We start from the raw sequence: 23241 nt of genomic DNA, 5'->3' as shown, positions 1-23241 counted from the left end.
ACGACTGCAAAGCTCTATAAAACATTTTAATTGGAATGAATGGGGAATATTTCCCTGTTTTTTGCACTATTTAAATTTTAATGGGAAAAATTTCCCGTAGTTTTATCAATTAGAGATAAAAAAGTTGTTTTTATCTCTAAGCTTTGAAAAGTGTACGAATTATAGCTCAGCCCACTTTCGCATGAGGTTGTGATAAAGATTGGTCATTTTAATCACTTCTTGATGAGTATCACCAAGCTGCATCCGCAGATTTTGGATAGACTGATCTAGTGTAAATAACATATTACGTTCTGCATCATCACGGATCATGCTTTGTACCCAAAAGAAGGAGGCCGTTCGACACCCACTGCTGATTGCGGTCACTTCATGCAGACTAGATGAAGGGTAGAGCACCATATCGCCCGCGGGTAATTTGGCTTCATGATATCCGTAAGTATCTTCGATGACGAGTTCACCGCCTTCATATTCATCAGGTTCTGATAAAAACAAAGTGCAAGATAAATCGGTACGTAAGCGTTCTTTAGTGCCACGAATTCGACGAATTGAATTATCAACATGGAATCCAAAAGATTCCTGATTTTCATAACGATTGAAAAGTGGGGGGATAATATCCAGCGGTAAAGCTGCTGAGAGAAACAGGGAGTGTTTGCCTAGTTCTTCTAAAATGATGTTACTGAGATGATGGGTTAAAGGGTGGTCTTCAGGCAGTTGCTGATTATTTTTCACGGTAGCAGACAGGGTACCTGCCGTAACTTTTCCATTAGCCCATTCGATTTTATCCATTTCTTCGCGAAAGTACTGAACTTGTTCTTTGCTTAATACATTAGGAATATGATGGATCACGACAACTACCTTTGTAAAAACAATGATGATAAAAATAGCCTCATTATGAGGCTATTTTTTCAATAAAATCCATAATTAAATTATGGGCTTTATGAATGGGATTAGTATTTGAAGTTTACAGACAATACTGCACTACGCCCTTCAGCTTCTGATGCATAGTGAGATGCATAGGCTTTCGTGAAGTAACGTTTGTCTGATAAATTATTGATGTTTAACTGTAAGTCAACATTTTTATCAACGTTATAACGAGCCATTGCATCATAGCGGACATAACCTGGAACCCATTTTGTATTTGCTGCATCGCCATAGACTTTATCCATCGCAACTGCACCAGCACCTAAAGTAAGCTGAGGCAATACTTTATATGTTGTCCAAAGCGTTGCTGAGTTCTTCGCGACGTTCTGAACTTGGTTGCCATTGGTTGGACTTGGTACATATTTACCACTGCTATCTTTAGCGAAGCCCGCATCTACAATTTCACTGTCTAAATAAGTATAACCAGCAGATACAGCCCATTTATCTGTGATATTACCATTCGCACCCAGCTCAATACCATCAACACGTGTTTCACCAATGTTTCTTGTGAAACCATCAGTATCTAAAGCACGTGTATTTTCTTTTTCAGTACGGAAAATAGCAGCAGTTAGATTTAATTTATTATTTAATAAATCCCATTTAGTGCCAATTTCGTATGTTTTAACTTCTTCAGGTTTCAGGTTGTTGATCGCACGAGATTGTTCATCTGTGGTATTGCGTCCAGGGACACTAATCCCTTCTGAACCATCACCTGCATCTACACCGACTGGGTTGGCTGAAGTTGCATAGCTAATATAAATCGCACCATTTTCAGCTGGTTTGAAAGTAAGGCCGGCTTGGTAGTTGAAGAAATCATTGCTTGAGTTGTATTTAGTTCCAGCTTTAACTGATCCTGAATCTTTATTGTACTTCATATCAGTTTCAAATTTGTCCCAACGCACACCGAGGTCAAGTAACCATTCTGGAGTGATTGTGATGTTGTCTAGAACATAAACTGATTGAGTTTTTGAGGTGATATTCGTGACATTAGGATTTTTTTGTATATTTCCTAACCATGTGTCACCAGAGTTAGGGTTGTTTAGGCTAGTACACCACCCATTTGAATTTGGTAATGAACAAGCATTGTTTGCACCACTCCCGCCAATTTTTGCAGTGCTGGGATCGGTAACAATGTTGGTGCCACGATCTGAATCTTGCTTCGAGTATTCCGCACCAGCATTAAAACTATGCTTCAGTGAACCAGTATTAAATTTACCAGTTAATGCCAATTGATCAGTAAAGGCATCGGTATTGGTTAAATTGGTATTGACGCGGCGCCAAACCTGACCATTTACGACATTGCCTTGGCTGTCATCTGGTTGAGTCCATAGATAGTCGTTTTTAGATTTACTGTAGACAGCTGTATTACTTAGGGTCAGATTATCAGTTAAATCATGTTCTAACTTAATGGTACCGATCTGATTTTCTTGTTTTTGGAAATCGCGATCTTTCCAACCGTAATAAGTGCCTTGTTTAACATCTACAGGTTTACCTGCGGTTGCTTTCTTGGTTGTATCGTACTGATATGGGATACCAGAATCTGGTTCATCATTTGTTTTTAAGTAATAGTAGCTCAAAGTCCCACGAGTAGCAGAATCTAAACCAAAGCTAATACTTGGCGCGATACCTGCACGTTTATATTCAGCACCATCATGTTGACCGGCTTTTTCATTTTGGTGACCCATGACTACTACACGACCAGCAATGCCATTACCAAAATCTTTATTCCCGTCTAAAGTAATACGGGCATAGTTGTCTGTACCACCAGAAATCGAACCTTCTAAAGCATCGCCTTTTTTGGCAACTTTAGAAATCATGTTGATACTACCGCCAGATGTGCCAGCACCACCTAGGGCAGAGGCAGAACCTTTAGTAATTTCTACTTGTTCTATAGCAAACATTTCACGATTTTGAGATGTTGAACTACGTACACCATCCATATACATAGAACTTTCAGAGTTGTAGCCGCGAATAAATGGACGGTCACCGTTTGGGTTACCACCTTCGCCAGCACCTAATGTAATGCCAGGAACAGTACGAAGTGCGTCACTTAAAGTTGTAACTTGTGTGTCTTCAATCAGTTGCTTTGAAATCACAGAAACTGATTTTGGAGTGTCCAAAAGCGGTGCTACAAACTTAGTATTTCCAGATTTATCTACTTTAAGACTTTGTTCTTTATCAGCTTGAGCATGAATGGTTGGGAGTTGTACTGCCTGATCTTGTGCAATCGCTGGTACTGCAATTACTGAGAGTGATGACGCAATTGCAGAAGAAACGAGCTTCTTCCGTGATTTAATAAAAGACATGGGCACGCCTAAACTATGTAAAAATTTATGCAAAGGATAATCATTGTCATTTCTATATTCATTTATTTTGGATTGATTTTTTCAATTGTTTCTAATTATTACAATGGAAACTTAAATAATTTTCCCTCGTTAATTGTTCAAAAATGTTGTTAATTTGTTGATTTTTTTATTTAATCTAAAAAAGCGATTGTTTTTTTGCTGTTAATTTTTAATTTAGATTCTATGGTTTTTTTCATTTAAGTGAAGTGAGTTTTAACTTTTATATCCAGTCAATATGAAAACTTTTGAATATCAGCTTGTTATTTTTAATAAGAAAGAGAAGAGGGGGGTGAAAGTTAAAAATTAATGAATATGATAAACTCTCTGATTGAAAAGTAATCGTAATTTTAATATTGAGATTAAAGTCTCTGTGTATAGGTACTGACTAAACTATCACTTTGCAAAGTAAGGTGTGATAGCGGAATAAGTAATAAAAAAACCTGCATGTGCAGGTTTTTTTATTACAGCATATCGGTTATTTAGAAGTCATAAGAGACAGATAACCAGTAGTTACGGCCTGCAAGGTAAGTGCCTGACATTCCTGAGCCAATCACCATATAGTCATAATAAGAGGCTGGGTTTCCATTGGTATCAATATAAGAACCATTGCTGGTGAAATCTTTGTCGAGCAGGTTATTCACCGCACCATTGAAGCGCAATTGATTATTCACACGATAGCTAGCACCTAAGTTGAATAAGTTATAAGCCTTCAACTTATTATTGGTCGCATTGTAAATTAGAGCATCATCACCTGTAGTTTGTGCGATGTCGTAGCGTTTACGCTCTGATTTATATTCATGTTGTAACCATAAATCAAATGCATCGTTAATGTGCCATGTTGAGGTCATATTAAATGCATTCTTAGGGACATTACTCAGATATGAACCTTTATTCTTACCTTTGGTAATCTCGGTCTCCATATAGGTATATGCAGCCTTAATATCCCATTCAGGAATAATGCTATATTTTACACTGAGTTCGACACCTTTAGTTTCGGCTTCATCCGCATTGATACTTTGTGAAAAACTATCCTGAGTGATATGTGACCCATAGCTCACACAGCCTGGTTGATTAGGATTACTTGCGGAGAAACAGTTCTGTAATGCTGAGCCTTCAGTAATCCGATTTTTAATTTTGGTAAAAAATGTGGTGGTACTCAGATCTAAATTACCATTGTTATAGTTGAAACCTAGCTCATAGTCGGTTGATTCTTCAGGTTTTAAATTAGGAGAACCAATTCCAAAAGAAGCACCTTGAGCACTGACACTAATAACACCATCATGAAGTGCTTTTGCCGAAGGTGCTTTATAACCTGTGCTGACACCACCTTTAAATGTAAGTTCGTCATTTGCATTCCAAACGAGGTATGCGCGTGGGCTAAATTGCCCCCCAAAACCAGAATGATCTTCATAACGACCGCCCAGCGTAAAGCCAAGGTTATCTAGGATGCGCCATTCATCTTCTGCATAGACAGAGAATGAGTCTTTTTTGAATGTTGCGCCAAGACCTGCAATATCATCAGCAATTTTAGCTTCTTTATATTCGGCACCAACCGTTAACTTATGATCAGCAATTGGCATCACCACATGTGAGTCGGCGACGAAATCAGTATTCTTTAAAGTACGATCTTGACCACCAGCGGCATTACCAGGGAACGTATTTCTAGGAATTGTACGGCCAATCGTTTCTGTTTTTGTTTGGCTGACATAAGAGTTCCATTGACCAAAACTATAGTCACCATTATGGCCTACAGCAATTTGATCACGTTTGAACTCTAGTTTGTCCTTATAACCATTGGCACGAGCAGGCGTATCAAGTGTACCTAAACGGTTATCATCATTCTTATAGGTTTGGCTTGAGTGAAAACCATCGACCCAGAAATTATTTTGGTTATTTAATTTAAATGATAATTTACCACCGACATCATAGATGTCTGCTGCATTTGGGCGTGGATCACGGCCAGAAGTACCCGGAATGCGTTCAGACTTCTGACGATCTAAATAAGAACCACGTAGCTGTAGGCCTAGTTTATCCTGAATGATCGGACCATTTACGACGACGCTGGTTTTCCATGAGTCGGCTTCACCACCATGTTCCATTACATTGCCACTGACGGTGACATTACCATTCCATTCACTGCTAATTTTTTTGGTAATAATGTTAATCACACCACCCATGGCTTCTGACCCATAGCGTGTAGCCATTGGTCCACGAATCACTTCAATCCGTTCAATTGAAGCAAGTGGTGGTAAAAAACCATTTGCTGACTCGCCAAAGCCATTGGGTGTGACATCGGATGAGGTGGTTTGACGACGTCCATCAATCAAAATAAGGCTGTATTCATTGCCCAAGCCACGCATTTTAATGTTTAGACCAGATGTTTTCCCAATACCATCTCGGATATCGATACCAGGAACATCTGCAAGTAGATCCGCAATGCTGGTTGCATTTTTCTTTTCAATATCTTCTTTTGTCACGACGCTAATTGAGGCGGGTGCATTTTTAATATCTTGTTCAAAACCAGCTGCCGATACCACAATGGTTGCAAGTTGGTGTGTGTTGGTATTTTCAGATGCTGCCGTTGTATCAGCAAAAGCGGATGTGCTCATTGCCCCAAGTAATGTGAATGAAAGGGGATTCAAATTAAATTTACTCATAACTAGAGTTCCAAAGCTGGACGAGAAAAAGAGAACAACCGTTCAAAAAGAATGCAAAGTATAGTGATAATACTTATCATTAACAACAAAAAATAACGTTTATTTTAAGCTTGATTTAAGAAAGCTGTGATTTTTGATAAAATCGAAAATATATTTGCTTTTTTAGCATCCGATTTTGTATATCCAGAAAGTTGTCATATAATGTGGCACTTTAAAAATTGTTATTACTAACTAATATCGAGGAAGCCATGCAAGTAACGACTGAAGCGGTTTCGGGCGTTGCCCGTCGTTTAAATGTTTCTGTACCGACGAGCCGTGTTAACGAGCAATTTGAAGCTCGCTTACAGCGCACTGCCAAAACTGTGAAGATCAACGGCTTCCGTCCAGGTAAAGTGCCTTTGAATGTTGTTCGCCGTGAATATGGTGCGGGCATTTATCAAGAAGTTGTGAATGACATCATTCGTGACACCGTATTTGAAGCAATTCAACAAGAAAAAATCAATGCGGTCGGTATGCCGAACATTGAAAAAGTTGAAAACAAAGATGATGCTTTAGTTTTTGAAGCGACTGTTGAAGTTTATCCAGAAGTAGAAGTGAAAGCTTTTGCTGACTTGGAAGTTGAACGTAAAGCATCAGAAATCAACGATAAAGACGTTGATGTTATGATCGAAAACTTGCAAAAACAACGTCAAACTTGGGCTGTAACTAAGGGTATGGCAAAGAAAGACATGCAAGTGACTTTCGACTTCGAAGGTACTGTTGACGGTGAGAAGTTTGAAGGCGGTGCTGCTGAAGACTTTAAACTTGTTCTTGGTTCTGGCCGTATGATTCCAGGCTTTGAAGATGGTATCGTTGGTATGAAAGCTGGCGAAGAGAAAGTGATTGACGTGACTTTCCCAGAAGATTACCAAGCTGAAAACTTAGCGGGTAAAGCAGCTCAGTTCAAAATCACTGTGAAGCAAGTTGAAAAAGCAAAACTTCCAGAGATTGATGCTGAATTCTTAAAAATCTTTGGTTTGACTGAAGAAGAAGGCTTAGACAAGTTAAAAGCTGACGTTCGTAAGAATATGGAACGTGAAGTTCGCAACGGTCTTCGTAACCAAGTTAAACAAGCTGCATTTGATGCACTTGTTGCTGCAAACGAAATTGAAGTTCCTGCTTCAATGGTTGCTCAAGAAATTGACCGTCAACGTCAACAAATGATCCAGCAATTCACTCAACAGTTTGGTGCTCAAGGTGCAGGCGCATTTGACAGCAGCATGCTTCCAGATGAATTGTTCAAAGAGCAAGCTGAAAAATCAGTGAAGCTTGGCGTATTGGTAAGCAAAGTATTGGCTGACGCTAAACTTGAAGTTGACCAAGAACGTGTTAATGCTTACATCGATGACATGGCTTCTTCTTATGAAGATCCAACAGAAGTGGTTGAATACTTCAAAAATGACCAACAACAACGTGCTCAAATCGAAGCTGTTGTGTTAGAAGACCAAGTGGTTGATCACATCTTAGCTGCAGCTAAAGTAAAAGATGTTGCGATCAGCTATGAAGACTTATTGAAAGAACAACAAGCTCGCCGTGGCTAATCTTTTAAAAAGTTGATTCAAGAAAAAGGCGCTTAATGCGCCTTTTTCTTTAGGGTTTAGAATTTTGTATTTCATGATGATTTAAAACAGTAAGACTTTGGCTTGCAGAGCTTTGAGCATAGGTGTGAAATTTAATAAACCATGCTGTGCATCATCAGAAAATCTCCCTTGCTTAGAGTCTCGATGTAAAGTCTGCAAACCCTCTGTTAGCAAAGTGTTAATTTGTCGAAAAATTGCCAGATTTTAGTCTAAATAATCGAATATTTCAGATTGAAACTTTTGCAATTTCATTGATTATCCCTCATATTGTTGGCATAGATCGAGTCACAATAATTTAGGAATAAGTAAACGTATGTATGTTCCAACAATTGAAAATGCTTTAGTTCCTGTTGTCGTTGAACAATCATCTCGCGGTGAGCGTTCATTCGATATTTTTTCACGTCTATTACGTGAGCGTGTTATTTTCTTAACGGGTGAAGTTGAAGATAACATGGCGAACTTAATCGTTGCGCAGATGTTATTTCTTGAAGCCGAAAATCCAGAAAAAGATATTCACCTTTATATCAATTCACCAGGCGGATCGGTGACTGCAGGTATGGCGATTTACGATACCATGCAGTTTATCAAACCAGATGTTGTGACTTACTGTATGGGACAAGCAGCATCAATGGGTGCATTCTTATTGAATGCGGGTGCAAAAGGCAAACGTTACTGTCTTGAAAATGCACGTGTGATGATTCACCAACCTTTAGGTGGTTTCCGTGGACAAGCCTCTGATATCGAAATTCACGCGCGTGAAATTCTATTCATTAAAGAGCGTTTGAATCGCTTGATGGCTGAACATAGTGGTCAAGATTACGAGACCGTTGCGCGTGATACAGATCGTGATAATTTCATGACGGCACAAGCAGCCAAAGAATATGGTTTAGTCGATGAAGTACTGAGCAAACGTCCCTGATTTTTTAGGACCTAAGTTTAAGATTTAAGTTGTGGAGTAAATATGTCCGAACATCCTCAAGGACAAAAACATTGTTCATTTTGTGGTAAGACGCAATCTGAAGTTGGAAAATTGATTGCTGGTGAGGACGCATATATTTGTAATGAGTGTGTAGATGTCTGCTTAGATCTCGTTCAAACCAGTCAACAAGTTGAAGCAGGTGATTGGGCAACCAAAGCCCTGCCAAAACCACACGAAATACGTGCTGCCTTAGACCAATATGTGATTGGACAAGATGTTGCGAAGAAAACCTTATCTGTTGCGGTATATAACCACTATAAGCGTTTAAAAGTAGGTCAATCGACTCACGGTCATCAAGACATTGAAATCGCAAAAAGTAATATTTTGCTGATTGGACCAACTGGTTCAGGTAAAACATTACTTGCTCAAACATTGGCTCGTTTACTGGATGTCCCATTTGCGATGGCAGACGCAACCACTTTAACTGAAGCAGGTTATGTGGGTGAAGATGTTGAAAACATCGTGCAGAAGTTATTGCAGAAAGCGGATTACGATGTAGAAAAAGCGCAAAAAGGCATTATCTATATTGATGAGATTGATAAGATTACTCGTAAATCTGAAAATCCTTCAATTACCCGTGATGTGTCTGGTGAGGGCGTACAACAAGCATTGTTAAAAATGATTGAAGGTACGGTTGCCTCTATTCCACCACAAGGTGGTCGTAAGCATCCACAGCAAGAATTCATCCAGATTGATACAGCCAATATCCTGTTTATCTGTGGTGGTGCATTCTCTGGCTTGGAAAAAATCGTACAACAGCGCCAAGAGAAAGGTGGGATTGGTTTCACAGCAGATGTGAAGAATAAAGATGACAGTAAAAAAGTCTCTGAGTTGTTCCGTCAAGTAGAAGCAACGGATCTAGTTAAATTCGGTTTGATTCCTGAATTTATCGGTCGTTTGCCAGTCATTGCAACTTTGGAAGAGCTGGATGAAGAAGCATTAATGCAGATTCTGACAGAGCCTAAAAATGCATTAACACGCCAATATCAATACCTATTCACCATGGAAAATGTAGATCTTGTTTTTGAAGAGTCTGCATTACGTGCCGTGGCGAAGAAAGCACTTGAACGTAATACGGGGGCGCGTGGTTTACGTTCTATTCTGGAAAACGTATTACTTGAAACGATGTATGACTTACCAAGTCGTACAGATGTTGGTACTGTTATTTTGAATGAAGCTGCCATTAATGGTACGGCTAAACCAACATTCAAAGCAGAGCGTTTACCACAAGTGGGTACACCGGAAGCAACTGAAAAGAAGGATTTGAAGGTGATTGATTCTAAATCAGCCTAATTCTCATTCATCTAAAAAAGCATGAAAGGCTTGGCTTTTCATGCTTTTTTTATTTGCAATTAGGCGTTGAGGTGTTAATCTTAAAAAATTGAAAAAATGTGCATAGTTTTGCGCTGTTAAAAATAAATCCAAGAAAACGCCTTGAGGGATGTCATGCGTTATTTAGTATTGTCATTATGTTGTGCAGGGGTATTGGCTGGCTGTCAAAGTCATAAGACAGTTGAAGAAAAACCAATCGCGCTGACTGCAACCTTACCAGCTGTGGATACAGAAAAAGAACCAGGTCTATTTGATCAATATCATGTCGGCGGCTTCTCTGTTGGCGGTTGGGTTAATCAAAAATTAGGCCAATATTACGCGCCAATCAAACCGCAAAATGAACAAGCTGCGGTGGTTTATTTATATCGTCCAGATACACGTTGGAACCGTCAGGAAATTGCTGCGGCCAATTTATTTATCAATGGTCATCGTATTCCGAGCTTATTACACAACCATTATTATTGGGTCGAGCTGCCAGCGGGAACTTATCGATTAAGTGTGAGTCGTCCTTTGGTAGGATTGCATTTCCAAAAGCCGAAATATTTAGACTTTACGGTCGATGCCGCACAAACTTATTTTATTAAATACGATGAAGAAAATAAGATTTCTCGCAGTGAGCACACAGGTCCATTCATGATTACACCAGACAAGGTGGCACATCAGGAAATTGCCTTCACACGATTAAAATCATCCAGCTATAACTTTGTCGCTCAAGATGCATCAGGCAAGGTTCGCTCAAAACCTCAAGAATTAAAACCAGCAAAGTATGATGAAAAGTCAGAGGTACATTTGGTTAAGCCATTTAAGCTTTGGAATCCATTGACTTGGTAATCTTGGTTGAGCAGTTACTCATCTTGAATTAAAGGTTTAATGATGGTGAGGAACTGCTCTTTCAATTGTGAACTTTGTGCTGGATCATTTAAGGTTTTTTGGCTTAAGTTATTCATATATTTGAAAACATTGGTGCTTATTTGCAATGTTTTTTGATTAATCGATTTGCCTTCAGGTGTTTTGATAAATTTTAAATAGGCTTGTATTTCTTCTTCGCTCAGGTTATCGGCATAAATTTTCTCTATTGCTCGAACTGTTTCTGGGCGAGCAAAGGCTTTGGAGCTGGTCTCTTTCAATAATTGGCTCAATTCCAACACTGCAAGATGTTCTTGTGTGGTGGTGAGTCTCTCTTTGCCTAAAACGCGTAATAGAATATTTTCTGCCTCAAGATCAAGTGCGGGTTGCATCTCATCCAATGAGGTGCTTAAAACATGTTCGAGGTCGCTGAGTCTGATCAGTTCTTTGACAGATTTACTTTGGGCAGGGGTTGCAAAAGTACTTTGTATACTAACGAGAAGGCAAAGTCCAATCACCACGTTGAACATGTATTTATTCATCTATAGATCGCCTTATTGTTCTCGTCTTTTTTATAATTTAGCAGAAGCGGTAGGCAAAAAAATAGCCGAATACGATGATTCGGCTATTTGAATTGTATGAATATTATTTATGATGCAGCTGCATCAACCACTGGAATTTTACCAATTTTCGCTTGCCAGATTTTTGGTGCAGTCGCATGAATCGATGTTCCATTCACATCAACAGCAACAGAGACAGGCATATCTTCAACTACGAATTTGTAGATTGCTTCCATACCTAAGTCAGCAAAAGCAACCACTTCCGCTTCACGTACTGCTTTAGATACGAGGTAAGCTGCACCACCAACGGCCATCAGATACGTTGCTTTGTTATCTTTGATTGCTTCAATTGCAGCAGGACCACGGTCTGCTTTACCGATCATACCGAACAAACCAGTCGCTTCTAAAACTTGACGAGTAAACTTATCCATACGGGTTGCGGTTGTAGGGCCAGCAGGACCAACCACTTCATCACCAACTGGATCAACAGGACCTACGTAGTAAATGAATTTACCTTTTAGATCGACTGGCAGTTCTTCGCCATTATTTAACATGTCGACCATGCGTTTATGGGCTGCATCACGACCTGTATAAATCGTACCGTTCAACAATAATGTATCACCTGGTTTCCAGGCATTCATTTCTTCTTGTGTAATGGTATCAAGGTTGACACGCTTCGATTGAGAAGAATCCCAAGTCACAGCAGGGTAGTCTTCAAGTTTTGGTGCTTGAATATGCGCAACACCTGAACCATCTAACTGGAAGTGTGCATGACGAGTTGCAGCACAGTTTGGAATCATACCGACTGGCTTACCTGCTGCGTGGCATGGGTAATCCTTGATTTTAATATCCAGAACAGTGGTTAAACCACCAAGACCTTGCGCACCAATACCCAATGCATTTACTTTCTCGAAGATCTCGATACGGAGTTCTTCCATCTTATTTTGTGGGCCGCGACGAAGTAATTCGTCCATGTTGATTTCTTCCATGAGTGCTTCTTTTGCAAGCATCATGGCTTTTTCAGCAGTACCACCGATACCAATACCGAGCATACCTGGTGGACACCAACCTGCACCCATGGTCGGAACAGTTTTAAGTACCCAATCCACGATTGAATCAGATGGGTTTAACATCGCAAGTTTAGATTTATTTTCTGAACCGCCACCTTTTGCAGCCACCGTAATATCGACTTTATTACCAGGTACGAGTTTGTAGTGGATTACGGCAGGCGTATTGTCTTTGGTATTCTTACGACCAAAAGCTGGATCTGCTAAAACTGAAGCACGAAGTACGTTTGAGTTTTCTAGGTAACCTTGGCGTACACCTTCGTTGACTGCATCATCCAAGCTCATGGTTAAATCGAATTTAACATCTAAGCCAACTTCAAGGAAAACGTTAACAATACCGGTATCTTGACAGATTGGTCGGTGACCTTCAGCACACATACGTGAGTTGATGAGGATCTGTGCAATAGCATCTTTTGCGGCTTTGTTATCTTCACGATCATATGCACGGCTCATCGCTTGGATGAAGTCTTGTGGGTGATAGTAAGAAATAAACTGCAGGGCATCCTTGATTGATGTAATCAAGTCATCTTGTTTGATGATCGTTGTCATATCAAATTTCTCTTGAGCGGGCGATTAGCTGGCGGGCTAAATTATATGACAAAAAGGAATGAATGTGGGAGTTTTAGCGTATATTTGGCTAAAGGTCTAAAGTGAATCTTCGATTTAAATTACAGCAACAAGAGATCGTCTTTGGATATTAGTTTTTTCTGATTTGGGATGGAGAATAGCCAAACTGTTTCTTAAAACGATGACTAAAATGGCTGCTGGAACTAAAACCATATTGAGTCGCAATTTCAGTCAAATTGGTTGTGGTGAGTTCAAGGGCTTGATGTGCTAGTTCTAGGCGGCGTTGCATCACATATTGATGCGGTGGCATTTGCATGGATTGCTTGAACATATGGGCAAAATGATACTCGCTGAGTTGCGCTTGCTGAGCCAGATCAGACAAGGTCAAGCTGAGATGGAGATGTTGATCAATCCATTCTAATAACTGCTTCAGCACGTAAGGGGAGAGTCCACCTTTAACTTCGGGTGCTTGCCATTGTGCATGGCTATAATTCTTGATCAGGTGATTGAGTAGCAGCGTGGTAGCGGTGCTCATCTGCAAGTGATTTTCGCGGTTTTGCCATGCATCATTGAGTAAGAAGTGGCGATAAATCATGGAAATTTGTGCATCTGCCACAAAAATCTGCGGATTTAAAATAATCTGGCTAGGTTCTCGATCCCACACTTGTTCAGCCACTCGTTGTAGGTGCTGTTCAGTATAGTAAAGGTGTACAAATCTGAGTGGATCACGCAGATCCCAAGTCGACTCAAAATCCTGTGGCATCAGGCACATCCGATCTGGGCCGCCACCGTTGTGCCAGCCCTGCGGCGTCTTTTGGTAACTTTCATAACCGCCTTGAATATACATACTCAAAGTATGGTGATTGCTACAGACACTGACACGATCCTGATTATTTTGCCACATGGCCAACTGCATACCCGAACCCAGTTCAACCGAGTCGAGCAATTGCGCTTTGTATTGTTGTAATTGATCTAGAATCTGATATTTCATCTTCTATACGCAGTGCCAAATATGATCCAGTTTAGTGTAGAACGTTCAGCCAGTTTTGTCATCTGATCAAAAAGTTCCTAGAAAAACGCAAATCCATGACAATCACCGCAAGATGGTGCAAGTAATCATGACCGCAAAAGCAGCAAAATAGTCGTCGAGGTAATTGAGTTTGGTTCTAATGATATGAATGCGCTGTTATATGCTTTGGTTGTGGTGATCTGGGGAACAACATGGATTGCAATTACGCTGCAACAGCAAAGTGGAATTTCGGCCAGTGTTGCGGTGTTTTGGCGTTTTTTTATTTCTGCAATGGTGTTATTTGCTTTCGTCGCCTTGAGCCGCAAGTTACAGAAACTGGCAGGCAAAGATCATCTGTTTTGTATGTTACAAGCCTGCTGTATTTTTGGGTTTAACTTTGTCTGTTTTTATTATGCGGTGCAATACGTCAGTAGCGGTTTAGAGGCCGTGATTTTTTCCATGGCAGTAATTTTTAACACCATTAACGCTAAATTATTTTTTGCTCAGCAAGTATCGACACGTTTTTATTCAGCAGCTTTACTCGGTGTACTTGGCATTATTGCCTTATTTTGGCATGACGTGGTGGGCACCATGTTAAATAGCAATACATTGATGGGGATTGGGCTGTGTATTTTAGGAACTTATGGTTTTTCTTTGGGGAATATGATTAGTACTCGCCATCAAAAACATGGGCTGGATATTTTTACCACCAATGCGTACGCCATGTTGTATGGCTCGTTGTTGATGGCTGTGATTTCATGGTTGAGACAGGATGACTTTTTCCCAAGTATGCCATTCAGTGCAATCAGTGCTTTATTGTACTTAGCGATCTTTGGTTCGGTGATTGGTTTTACTGCATATTTCTATTTAGTGGGGCGGATTGGCGCAGGTAAGGCAGCGTATAGTACCTTGTTATTTCCATTGGTCGCTTTAGTAATTTCGACTGTATGGGAGGATTATCACTGGCAAATGAATGCCGTGATTGGTGTCATTTTGATTTTAAGTGGTAACGCAATTTTCTTTGTGAAAGGACCGCAAACCAAGAAAATTCAGACCATGAGTAAGCCTGAGTCTTGTTGAGTTCTCTGATAAATTGATGGTTCTGGAATTGGTGATTTACGATATAGGCAATCAAATGGCACAGGAACATCTAGCGCAGAATATTATTGAACTCTATCAGAAACATGCTCGTGAATGGATTGAACTACGAGGCAAGGGACTATCTGAAAAAGTTTGGCTTGATCGTTTTCTAAGCTTATTACCAAGCTCGGCAAATATTTTGGATTTGGGCTGTGGTTCAGGGCAGCCGATCGCTGCCTATTTTATTGCGCAAGGCTACCAGATAACAGGTGTAGATGCTTCGGACCAAATGATTGAGGCCGCACGGCTAAGTTTTCCTAAACAGGTCTGGGTGCAGCAGGATTTTCGGGAATATCTCACTGGACACAAGTTCCAAGGGATTTTAGCTTGGGATAGTTTCTTTCATCTCACACCCGATGATCAACGTAAGATGTTTAAGCGTTTTGCCAAATATGCGCAATCAGGGACCGCTTTAATGTTTAGTAGTGGTCCTGAGCAGGGTGAGGCGATTGGTTTGTTATGTGGAGAGCCACTGTACCATGCCAGTCTCTCAGCGGAGGAATATCAGACTTTGCTGCAAGACAATGGGTTTAAGCTGATTAAAATGATTGCTGAAGATATTGAATGTACGGGACATACGATTTGGTTGGCTCAATACCGCTAATTAAAAAGCCCTTTTAATCAAAAGGGCTTTTTAAATTTCGATTGAATAGGAGGTTTAATCTTGTTGTTTGGCCTGAATCGCAGTTAAAGCAATGGTAAACACAATATCATCGACCAATGCACCACGAGACAAGTCATTCACAGGTTTATTTAAGCCTTGTAGCATCGGGCCGACACTCACGACATTGGCAGCACGTTGTACCGCTTTATAGGTGGTATTACCTGTATTCAGATCAGGGAAGATAAACACATTGGCACGTCCTGCCACTTGCGAGTCCGGTGCTTTTTGACGACCTACACTTTCAACCGAAGCAGCATCATATTGCAATGGACCATCGATCAGTAAATCAGGGCGACGCTGTTGAGCAATTTTAGTGGCTTCAGCCACTTTCTCAACATCGGCACCTGTACCCGAAGTACCTGTAGAATAGCTAATCATGGCAATACGCGGATCTAGTCCAAAGGCTTTGGCTGAGTCTGCGGATTGAATCGCAATTTCAGCAAGTTGCTCGGCATTTGGATCTGGGTTAATCGCACAGTCACCATACACATAGACTTCATCGGGCAACAACATAAAGAAGATTGATGACACCAATGAATAATTCGGTGCAGTTTTAATTAACTGAAATGCAGGACGCACGGTATTGGCGGTGGTGTGAATCGCACCAGAAACGAGACCATCGACCTGATCCAAAGCCAACATCATGGTACCAAGCACTACGGTATCTTGCAGTTGTGCTTTGGCTTGTAGCGCATCAAGTTTACCTTTACGCAGCTCCACCATTGGCTCGATATATTGATCACGGATAGTGTCTGGATCAATGATTTGTAAATCTGCTGGCAACTGAATACCGCGTGCTTTTGCAACCTCGGCAACCGATTCAGGTTTCGCCAATAAAATACATTGTGCGATACCACGAGTTTGACAAATGACAGCAGCTTGTACGGTACGAGGCTCATCACCTTCAGGCAGGACGATTCGTTTTTTTGCAGCAATGGATTTTTGTACTAACTCATAGCGGAATGCTGAAGGTGACAGACGAGGGTGCAGATTGTTCTGGGTATGTTGATCCAGCCAATTGCTGTCTAAATGACTCGATACAAAGCGCGTGACTTGCTCGGCACGTTCAGTATCATCAATTGGAATTTCATTACCAAAGCGATGCAGCAGTTGTGCTGTTTCTAAGGTATCTAAAGACGTATGTAAGATTGGGAGTCCTTGTTTAATCGCAGTTTGGCAGAACTCAAGCACATTGTTTGCTGGAGCTGCTTGCTCAGTCAGCACTAAACCCGCTAAAGGCGTACCATTGCTGCTGGCAAGACTAGCAGCCAAGATCGCATCGGTGCGTTGTGATGCGCTAATAATCAATTCGCCCGCAACAAATTTATGCAGTTCAGATTCAATATTCGAAGCGATTAAACTGGTATGCAAAATACGACGTTGTTTAGCTTCACCTTGATGTAACCAAGTGCCTTTGATAATGGATGCGATATCCAAACTACGCGGGACGCTGAGTGTATTACTAAAGGGCACAAGTCCAATAATCGGTAATTCATCAGTTCCCATGAAGCGGTTATAGCGTTGTAATTCCAATGCAAATGCATCGATTTGCTGATCGAGACGTAAACTTGGATCAAGTGTGAGTGGAATTGCAGCAGTGCCTTCTGGTAGTCCCTTGGTGCGCATAAACAGGACACCAGTAGTGCGTGCTGATGCTGCGCCGCCAAACTGGCGTAAATGGGCGTCAACTCTTTCTGCTGTTTTACGCGGGTCTGCTAAATCAGCTGTGCTGACCAAAACCACTTGTGCATCGAGTGCTTGTGCGAGTGCGGCATTGATTTCACTGACAAAATGATCTTGTCCATTCGGTACCAATCCCTCAACGATAATCACATCATGATCCGCTGAAATTTGACGATGTAGCGCAACTGCCTCCTCAAGAAGTTCATCGGTTTCGCCTAAGGCGATGAGTTGCGTCAGCCTTTCATAGGTAATGGGTTCAGCGGATGAATGCTGAAATAAATGACGATATAACGTCGTGGTACGGTCAACCGTGGTATCTGCAATTTGAGAGTAAGGTTTTAAGAAACCGGCATTGATACCTTTACAGTCAAGCGCGTAAATCATGCCTAAACAGGCTGAAGTCAAGCCAACACCTTCACCTGTCGGGATGAGTAAAATCGTATTCATAGTGACCTTAAAATTATCTAATATTTTGATTAAATCGTGTGTTCAAGCACTTGGCGTGTTTCTTTGGCAATACGACCTTCTTCATCGGTCGGAATCACCCAAATTTGTGGACCTGAACCATTGTCGATACGGCCTTCCGTGCCACGCGGCAATGCATTATTTTTCTCTTTACTGAACTGCAAACCAAAGTGCGCGAGGTAGCCCAAGGTTTTTTCACGGACATAGGCTGAGTTTTCGCCAATACCACCAGTAAATACTAAACCATCAAGATGCGGTAAACCGCAACTTAAAGCCGATAAAGACTTGGCTAAGCGATAGCAGAATACTTCAATGGCTAGGGTTGCGCCTTCGTGGCCATTTTCAGAAGCTTCAACCAGCGTACGCATATCATTAGATAAACCAGACAAGCCGAGTAAGCCACTTTCTTTATTTAACATGCTGTCAATTTTTTGAATATCCCAGCCTAAATTACTGGCAAGGAATAAATGTAGGCTTGGGTCGACATCACCACTACGTGTTCCCATGACGACACCTTCAAGTGGGGTCATGCCCATTGACGTATCGACACTATGACCATTCCATACGGCACAGGTCGAACTACCGTTACCTAAATGTGCACTGAGCCAGCCGCCCTGATTTTTATGACCTGCGAGTTCGCTTGCACGTTCGGTCACATACGCATGGCTGGTACCGTGGAAACCGTAGCGACGCACTTGATGTTCGGTATATAAATATTGTGGCAGTGCATAGCGATAAGCACGCTCAGGCATGGTTTGGTGGAAAGCGGTATCGAATACAGCAACTTGAGGTAATTGTGGGAACAAACGTAGGGTGGCTTCAATTCCAATCAAATGTGCAGGATTATGTAGTGGAGCAAGTGGTGTCGCTTCTTCAATACGCTTAACCAGTTCAGGTGTTAAAAGCTCTGCTTTGGTGATATTGCCGCCGTGTACGACGCGGTGTCCAATCGCTTGTGGATTATAATTGGCTAAACGTGCCAGCAAGGTTTCAAGGGCTTTGGCATGATCTGCATACGGAATCGAAAGCTCTAATGGTTCACCACCCAAGGTAACTCCTTTAATACGAGCGTCGGCTGCCCCTAAATTCTCTGCCAAACCATAAATACGGTCTTCACGACGTTCTGAGATGAGCGCGTACTTGATTGATGATGAACCACAGTTAATTACTAATACAGATATAGCCACGTTTGAACACCTAACAGATTTTAAATTTTATGATGAACACTTTGATCTTGCTGCAACGCATGAGGCAGTGGAATCAAGCGCAATGTTTTAACATGGGATCTCGTATTGGCGAAGATAGACTTTAGCCTATACAACCCGTTTATAAATCAACCTATTCAGTATAGTTTGGAAATGAGTCGTTCTTTTGATTGATCTGTTGAATTTGTCATTATTTTTTGTATGTAAATATATAAAAACACGATAAAGATCAAATAAATGACCTTTATCGTGTTTGTGTGTCAGAATCCGCTTTTTAGTTATTGGCGGATTTGACCATCACCGAAAACAATCCATTTTTGTGAGGTTAGGCCTTCAAGACCAACGGGGCCACGGGCATGGATTTTATCGGTTGAAATACCGATTTCTGCGCCTAAACCATATTCAAAGCCATCAGCGAAGCGGGTTGAAGCATTGATCATCACTGAACTTGAATCAACGCGCGCCAAGAACTCACGGGCTAGACTAAAGTTTTCAGTAATAATGGCATCTGTATGATGTGAACCATACTTATTGATGTGTTCAATCGCTTCATCCATACCTGTAACTACTTTGATCGCAAGAATTGGGCCGAGATATTCGGTATACCAGTCTTCTTCCGTCGCTGTCTTCACAGAGACTCCTAAAATACGCTGTGTTTCAGCACAACCACGTAGTTCAACCTGCTTTTCAGCATACAGTTCAGCAATCCGTGGCAAGAACTCTTCCGCAATCGCTTCATCCACCAATAAGGTTTCCATGGCATTACAAACGCCATAGCGATGCGTTTTTGAATTAAGTGCAATCGGCAGCGCTTTTTGTAAGTCCGCTTGTGCTTCAATAAACACATGGCAGTTGCCATCTAAATGTTTGATCACAGGAATACGTGCTTCATTGCTGATTCGTTCGATCAAGCTTTTACCGCCACGTGGCACAATCACATCGACAAATTCACTCATGGTAATCAAATGACCAACCGCAGCACGGTCAGGGGTATCAATCACTTGAACAGCATGTTCAGGCAAGCCTGAAATTTGTAAGCCATGCTGAATGGCAATGGCAATGGCTTTGTTTGATTCAAGGGCTTCTGAACCGCCACGTAAAATAATGGCATTCCCTGATTTTAAGGCTAATGATGCTGCTTCTAGTGTCACGTTCGGTCTTGATTCATAGATCATCCCAATCACACCCAAAGGCACACGCATTTTTCCAAGTTGAATGCCAGATGGACGATAGGCAAGATCTGTAATCTCACCAATTGGGTCAACCAATCCAATCACATCTTTCAGACCTTGCAGCATACCTTTGAAGCGAGCTGGCGTTAGTTCTAAACGATCGAGCAAAGCGCTGTCGAGTTGACGTTGACGACCATTGTCCATATCAATTTGATTGGCTGCTAAAATTTGTGCTTGATTATTTTCCAAAGCCGTATAAATTGCAGACAAGGCGTGGTTTTTCAAATGAGTCGATGCACTCGTTAAAACACGAGATGCCTGACGTGCTTGAGTACCAACGTGTTGCATGTAGTCTTGAATAGAGTCTTGCATAGCATTTTGATATTTGCATGTATTTATAAAGATAGTAACAGTCAAATGCTGAACAATGAATAGGCTGAACTGACAATTCAAAAAATTATGAAGCGTTAATTGGCACAAAAGTTTTTATTTTAGTGTGATGAAGATATTGAATATAAAGTCAAGATTACATATTTTGCAAAAGATTAGTGCTTTAAACAAGATAAGTGGTTAAGGAAATGATTGCGTATAAAACGTGCATATGTATAGAATGAAAAAGTATAGGATAAATGTAATACAAATTTTATAAATTTGTTAACTTGCAAGTTGAATTCGCTGAAAATGAGATGCTTGCAACAAAAAAATAAACAAGGATGGAGGAAGGACATGAATTCCATTATCCAAATGGACTCGGATATAAATCATACCTACACAGGCTTTGGTTTTTTCGACATTTACAATAAAAACAGTTTTAAACAGCCAGCGCGCACCACATGGATCGATGGTTGGAAAATTGAATATATGGCAATTGCAGATCCGAAAACGATCTACAATACGCCGATTGTAATTGTCGGGGGCGCATTTCAAAATTTTAACTCTTATAAGTATTGTGTTGAGCAACTCTTTGAGAGTGGACCCGTTATTCTCATCGATTTACCGTCAATGGGGGCGAATCAACAGATTCGTAATGTTGATACGGGTGAATCTGCTGGAATTTTGGAACTCCCAGAATTATCTAAAATGCTTGGTCAATGGCTCGATATTGTTGGACTGGATAAAGTTTCAATGATGGGCATGTCATTGGGTTCGGTGGTTGCATCTTCATTTGCACACCAACGTCCAGAATTGATTGACCGTATGGTATTGATGGGCGTCATGCAGAAGACACGCAAAAGTTGGCGGATGCTGCTGGAAGAATCTTTGCATTTAATGCGTGAAGATCGCATGGATGAGTTTGGTCAAGCTGTGATTTTGTATTTAGTCAATCATGCCAAGCTTGATAAAACCCGCATGTCACCGACAGCTAAGCGTTTGTTCTTCAAACAAATGGCAGAATTTAGTGCAACTGAGCGTGAACGTTATGAAATTAACTGCAACCGTTTATTGCGCTTAAGTGATGTGCCAGTACCACAATGTAAAACATTGGTGGCTGCAGGGCAGTATGACAGCTTTACGTTGCCACACGAAAATGCCGATTTTGCTTTGCAATGCCAAGATATGCAGTTTGCTTTGATTGCCAACGCAGATCATGTGCCACAATTGCAGCGCCGTAAAGAAACCATGAACTTGTTCACTTCTTTCTTAAAAGGGGAATCTATCGATAATCTGGATGGCATTATCCCGATGACGCGTGAACAAATGCAGCAAATCGAACGTCGTGGTGAAGAACGTATTGCTGTTTTGCATCCAGAGACTAAATTGACCCACCGTCATTTAGCGACTGAAGCGGCAGTGAATGTTGTCGATATCACGTTCTTTGGTGTTTATTTAAAACTGAAAGATATTGAACAGCTTGATTTTGTTAGCCGGCATCCACGTGATTTAGCGCTACATTTAGCTGATGAAGAAGGTGAGTTTAAAATTGAATGTTTAACTTTTGATGCAACTGAGCAAGGACTGCGCATCTTATTTAAACATGGTAGCTTTGATATTGCGGATCGTTTAACGCGTTTTATTGAGCGTCAAAAACAAGCTTAGTGAGAACCGAAGATTTGAAAAGGGAAGTGGTTATTGACCATTTCCCTTTTTTATTGAGCTTACTTATTGCTGGCTTGGATGACCCAAACTAAATCACCTAAATGCTGCTGTTTGTTTTCTAAAGTGGTGTGTTCAAAGAATTGCTTCGGTTGAAGGACTTCAACTTGATTAAAGCCTGCTTCATGGAAAAAATGTTCGACTTCGGCAGGTGTTTTAAAATGAAAGCTAAATGCACTGCGTGACATCCATTTTAGTAAACGGCTGCTGTTCCAGATAATGGTTGCCAATTTATTCTGAGTGGGTTCAGGGTAAATATCTGTTAAATAATGCAGTTCTTTAAAGTTTTGACCGTAGGTGGCAATCGCTTGAATCAGTTGCTGCAACATGGGTTTTTCAAAGTAATTGATCAGCCCTTCACTCATAATCACCAGTGGACGTTGAGGATCAAATACCTCAAATACCGCTGCAAAAGCATCGGTAAATAAATCGACAGAAAGAACTTCATCTACATTGCTTTCAATTTGTTGTAGTGCAGCTTGTTTGGTAGCTGCCATATCAGGCAAATCCAGTTCACGATAGGTGATGCTTGGATAGTGTTGTCTAAACCACCAACCGCGTGGCGATAGACCACATGCAATTTCAAGCACTTGTAAATCAAGATGTTGCTCAATTAATTCTTTTAAGTGGCTATCCAACATGCTGTGGCGTTGTTTCAGTGTGCTACGCATGCTGCCACCGACGTATTTCTCTGCCCAGCTTTCAATTGGATGAACTAAAGCCGCCAGCGTTTTTCCTTTTGCTGTTGCCAGTGCCGGATGTGAGATCCCCATTTGATACCAGATGTAACCTGTATAGTGTGCTGTAAATGAAATGTGGCGATGTTTCGAAAGTTGTTGTGTCATCTGTCCTAGACTCTTTTCCCTAATTCTTATTTTTAACGATATCTATAACGGTGTCTTGCCGAGTCCTCATCTGA

At 40.9% G+C, this 23241-nt stretch carries 17 protein-coding genes; 7 read left to right on the top strand and 10 right to left on the bottom strand.

Going from position 1 to position 23241, the window contains the following annotated elements; genetic code table 11:
* Positions 1-159 precede the first annotated feature (159 nt).
* The 3 genes from F909_RS14985 to F909_RS14995 form a co-directional block, all read right to left on the bottom strand.
* Positions 160-843 carry a Fe2+-dependent dioxygenase gene (locus F909_RS14985; protein ID WP_005147006.1) on the bottom strand — a complete coding sequence of 228 codons (684 nt, stop codon included), beginning with the start codon at positions 841-843 and terminating at the stop codon, positions 160-162.
* Positions 844-944: 101 nt separating this feature from the next.
* Positions 945-3224 carry a TonB-dependent receptor gene (locus tag F909_RS14990; RefSeq protein ID WP_005147004.1) on the bottom strand — a complete coding sequence of 760 codons (2280 nt, stop codon included), beginning with the start codon at positions 3222-3224 and terminating at the stop codon, positions 945-947.
* Between the two features lie 518 nt (positions 3225-3742).
* A complete protein-coding gene (locus tag F909_RS14995) occupies positions 3743-5920 on the bottom strand; it encodes a TonB-dependent receptor domain-containing protein (RefSeq protein ID WP_005147002.1) in 2178 nt (725 codons plus the stop codon).
* Positions 5921-6168: 248 nt separating this feature from the next.
* On the opposite strand from F909_RS14995, the gene tig reads away from it, so the two are divergent.
* The 4 genes from tig (at position 6169) to F909_RS15015 (ending at position 10681) form a co-directional block, all read left to right on the top strand.
* On the top strand, positions 6169-7500 hold the full coding sequence (gene tig, locus F909_RS15000) for a trigger factor (RefSeq protein WP_005147001.1): 1332 nt from the start codon (positions 6169-6171) through the stop codon (positions 7498-7500).
* Positions 7501-7852: 352 nt separating this feature from the next.
* Positions 7853-8458, top strand: coding sequence for an ATP-dependent Clp endopeptidase proteolytic subunit ClpP (gene clpP, locus F909_RS15005; RefSeq protein ID WP_004775790.1), 606 nt, complete (start codon positions 7853-7855; stop codon positions 8456-8458).
* Positions 8459-8500: 42 nt separating this feature from the next.
* Entirely contained in the window at positions 8501-9811 is a 1311-nt protein-coding gene (gene clpX / locus F909_RS15010; RefSeq protein ID WP_005147000.1) for an ATP-dependent Clp protease ATP-binding subunit ClpX, read from the top strand.
* A 153-nt stretch (positions 9812-9964) separates the two neighbouring features.
* Entirely contained in the window at positions 9965-10681 is a 717-nt protein-coding gene (locus F909_RS15015) for a DUF2846 domain-containing protein (RefSeq protein ID WP_005146999.1), read from the top strand.
* A gap of 14 nt (positions 10682-10695) precedes the next feature.
* Here F909_RS15015 and F909_RS15020 read toward each other — a convergent pair whose 3' ends face one another.
* From F909_RS15020 to F909_RS15030, 3 genes are all read right to left on the bottom strand, one after another.
* A complete protein-coding gene (locus F909_RS15020) occupies positions 10696-11238 on the bottom strand; it encodes a DUF2059 domain-containing protein (RefSeq protein WP_005146997.1) in 543 nt (180 codons plus the stop codon).
* A gap of 107 nt (positions 11239-11345) precedes the next feature.
* Positions 11346-12872, bottom strand: a complete 1527-nt coding sequence (locus tag F909_RS15025; protein ID WP_005146996.1) for a fumarate hydratase — start codon at positions 12870-12872, stop codon at positions 11346-11348.
* Positions 12873-13020: 148 nt separating this feature from the next.
* Positions 13021-13881: a helix-turn-helix transcriptional regulator gene (locus F909_RS15030; RefSeq protein ID WP_005146995.1), complete on the bottom strand. Its 861-nt coding sequence runs from the start codon at positions 13879-13881 to the stop codon at positions 13021-13023.
* A 183-nt stretch (positions 13882-14064) separates the two neighbouring features.
* Between F909_RS15030 and F909_RS15035 the strand changes: the two genes are divergently transcribed.
* Positions 14065-14979: a DMT family transporter gene (locus F909_RS15035; RefSeq protein ID WP_005146994.1), complete on the top strand. Its 915-nt coding sequence runs from the start codon at positions 14065-14067 to the stop codon at positions 14977-14979.
* 55 nt (positions 14980-15034) lie between these two features.
* Positions 15035-15643, top strand: a complete 609-nt coding sequence (locus F909_RS15040) for a class I SAM-dependent methyltransferase (protein WP_005146993.1) — start codon at positions 15035-15037, stop codon at positions 15641-15643.
* 54 nt (positions 15644-15697) lie between these two features.
* Here F909_RS15040 and pta read toward each other — a convergent pair whose 3' ends face one another.
* From pta to F909_RS15055, 3 genes are all read right to left on the bottom strand, one after another.
* Positions 15698-17833 carry a phosphate acetyltransferase gene (pta, locus tag F909_RS15045; RefSeq protein WP_005146992.1) on the bottom strand — a complete coding sequence of 712 codons (2136 nt, stop codon included), beginning with the start codon at positions 17831-17833 and terminating at the stop codon, positions 15698-15700.
* A 29-nt stretch (positions 17834-17862) separates the two neighbouring features.
* Positions 17863-19038: an acetate/propionate family kinase gene (locus F909_RS15050; RefSeq protein ID WP_005146991.1), complete on the bottom strand. Its 1176-nt coding sequence runs from the start codon at positions 19036-19038 to the stop codon at positions 17863-17865.
* Positions 19039-19334: 296 nt separating this feature from the next.
* Positions 19335-20600 carry a glutamate-5-semialdehyde dehydrogenase gene (locus F909_RS15055; protein WP_005146990.1) on the bottom strand — a complete coding sequence of 422 codons (1266 nt, stop codon included), beginning with the start codon at positions 20598-20600 and terminating at the stop codon, positions 19335-19337.
* Between the two features lie 354 nt (positions 20601-20954).
* On the opposite strand from F909_RS15055, the gene F909_RS15060 reads away from it, so the two are divergent.
* A complete protein-coding gene (locus F909_RS15060) occupies positions 20955-22265 on the top strand; it encodes an alpha/beta fold hydrolase (protein WP_005146987.1) in 1311 nt (436 codons plus the stop codon).
* 59 nt (positions 22266-22324) lie between these two features.
* On the opposite strand, the gene F909_RS15065 is transcribed toward F909_RS15060, so the two are convergent.
* Positions 22325-23167 carry a class I SAM-dependent methyltransferase gene (locus tag F909_RS15065; RefSeq protein WP_005146985.1) on the bottom strand — a complete coding sequence of 281 codons (843 nt, stop codon included), beginning with the start codon at positions 23165-23167 and terminating at the stop codon, positions 22325-22327.
* Positions 23168-23241 lie beyond the last annotated feature (74 nt).

Source organism: Acinetobacter sp. ANC 3929, from assembly GCF_000369405.1.
Taxonomy (GTDB): Bacteria; Pseudomonadota; Gammaproteobacteria; order Pseudomonadales; family Moraxellaceae; genus Acinetobacter.
The sequence above is the reverse complement of the archived record's forward strand: the minus strand, read 5'-3'. Positions and strand labels throughout refer to the sequence as shown.

Coding starts and splice junctions, on each gene's coding strand:
- F909_RS14990 (WP_005147004.1), bottom strand. CDS start 3,224: ATGTCTTTTATTAAATCACGGAAGAAGCTCGTTTCTTCTGCAATTGCG.
- F909_RS14995 (WP_005147002.1), bottom strand. CDS start 5,920: ATGAGTAAATTTAATTTGAATCCCCTTTCATTCACATTACTTGGGGCA.
- tig (WP_005147001.1), top strand. CDS start 6,169: ATGCAAGTAACGACTGAAGCGGTTTCGGGCGTTGCCCGTCGTTTAAAT.
- clpP (WP_004775790.1), top strand. CDS start 7,853: ATGTATGTTCCAACAATTGAAAATGCTTTAGTTCCTGTTGTCGTTGAA.
- clpX (WP_005147000.1), top strand. CDS start 8,501: ATGTCCGAACATCCTCAAGGACAAAAACATTGTTCATTTTGTGGTAAG.
- F909_RS15015 (WP_005146999.1), top strand. CDS start 9,965: ATGCGTTATTTAGTATTGTCATTATGTTGTGCAGGGGTATTGGCTGGC.
- F909_RS15020 (WP_005146997.1), bottom strand. CDS start 11,238: ATGAATAAATACATGTTCAACGTGGTGATTGGACTTTGCCTTCTCGTT.
- F909_RS15025 (WP_005146996.1), bottom strand. CDS start 12,872: ATGACAACGATCATCAAACAAGATGACTTGATTACATCAATCAAGGAT.
- F909_RS15030 (WP_005146995.1), bottom strand. CDS start 13,881: ATGAAATATCAGATTCTAGATCAATTACAACAATACAAAGCGCAATTG.
- F909_RS15035 (WP_005146994.1), top strand. CDS start 14,065: ATGAATGCGCTGTTATATGCTTTGGTTGTGGTGATCTGGGGAACAACA.
- F909_RS15040 (WP_005146993.1), top strand. CDS start 15,035: ATGGCACAGGAACATCTAGCGCAGAATATTATTGAACTCTATCAGAAA.
- pta (WP_005146992.1), bottom strand. CDS start 17,833: ATGAATACGATTTTACTCATCCCGACAGGTGAAGGTGTTGGCTTGACT.
- F909_RS15055 (WP_005146990.1), bottom strand. CDS start 20,600: ATGCAAGACTCTATTCAAGACTACATGCAACACGTTGGTACTCAAGCA.
- F909_RS15060 (WP_005146987.1), top strand. CDS start 20,955: ATGAATTCCATTATCCAAATGGACTCGGATATAAATCATACCTACACA.
- F909_RS15065 (WP_005146985.1), bottom strand. CDS start 23,167: ATGACACAACAACTTTCGAAACATCGCCACATTTCATTTACAGCACAC.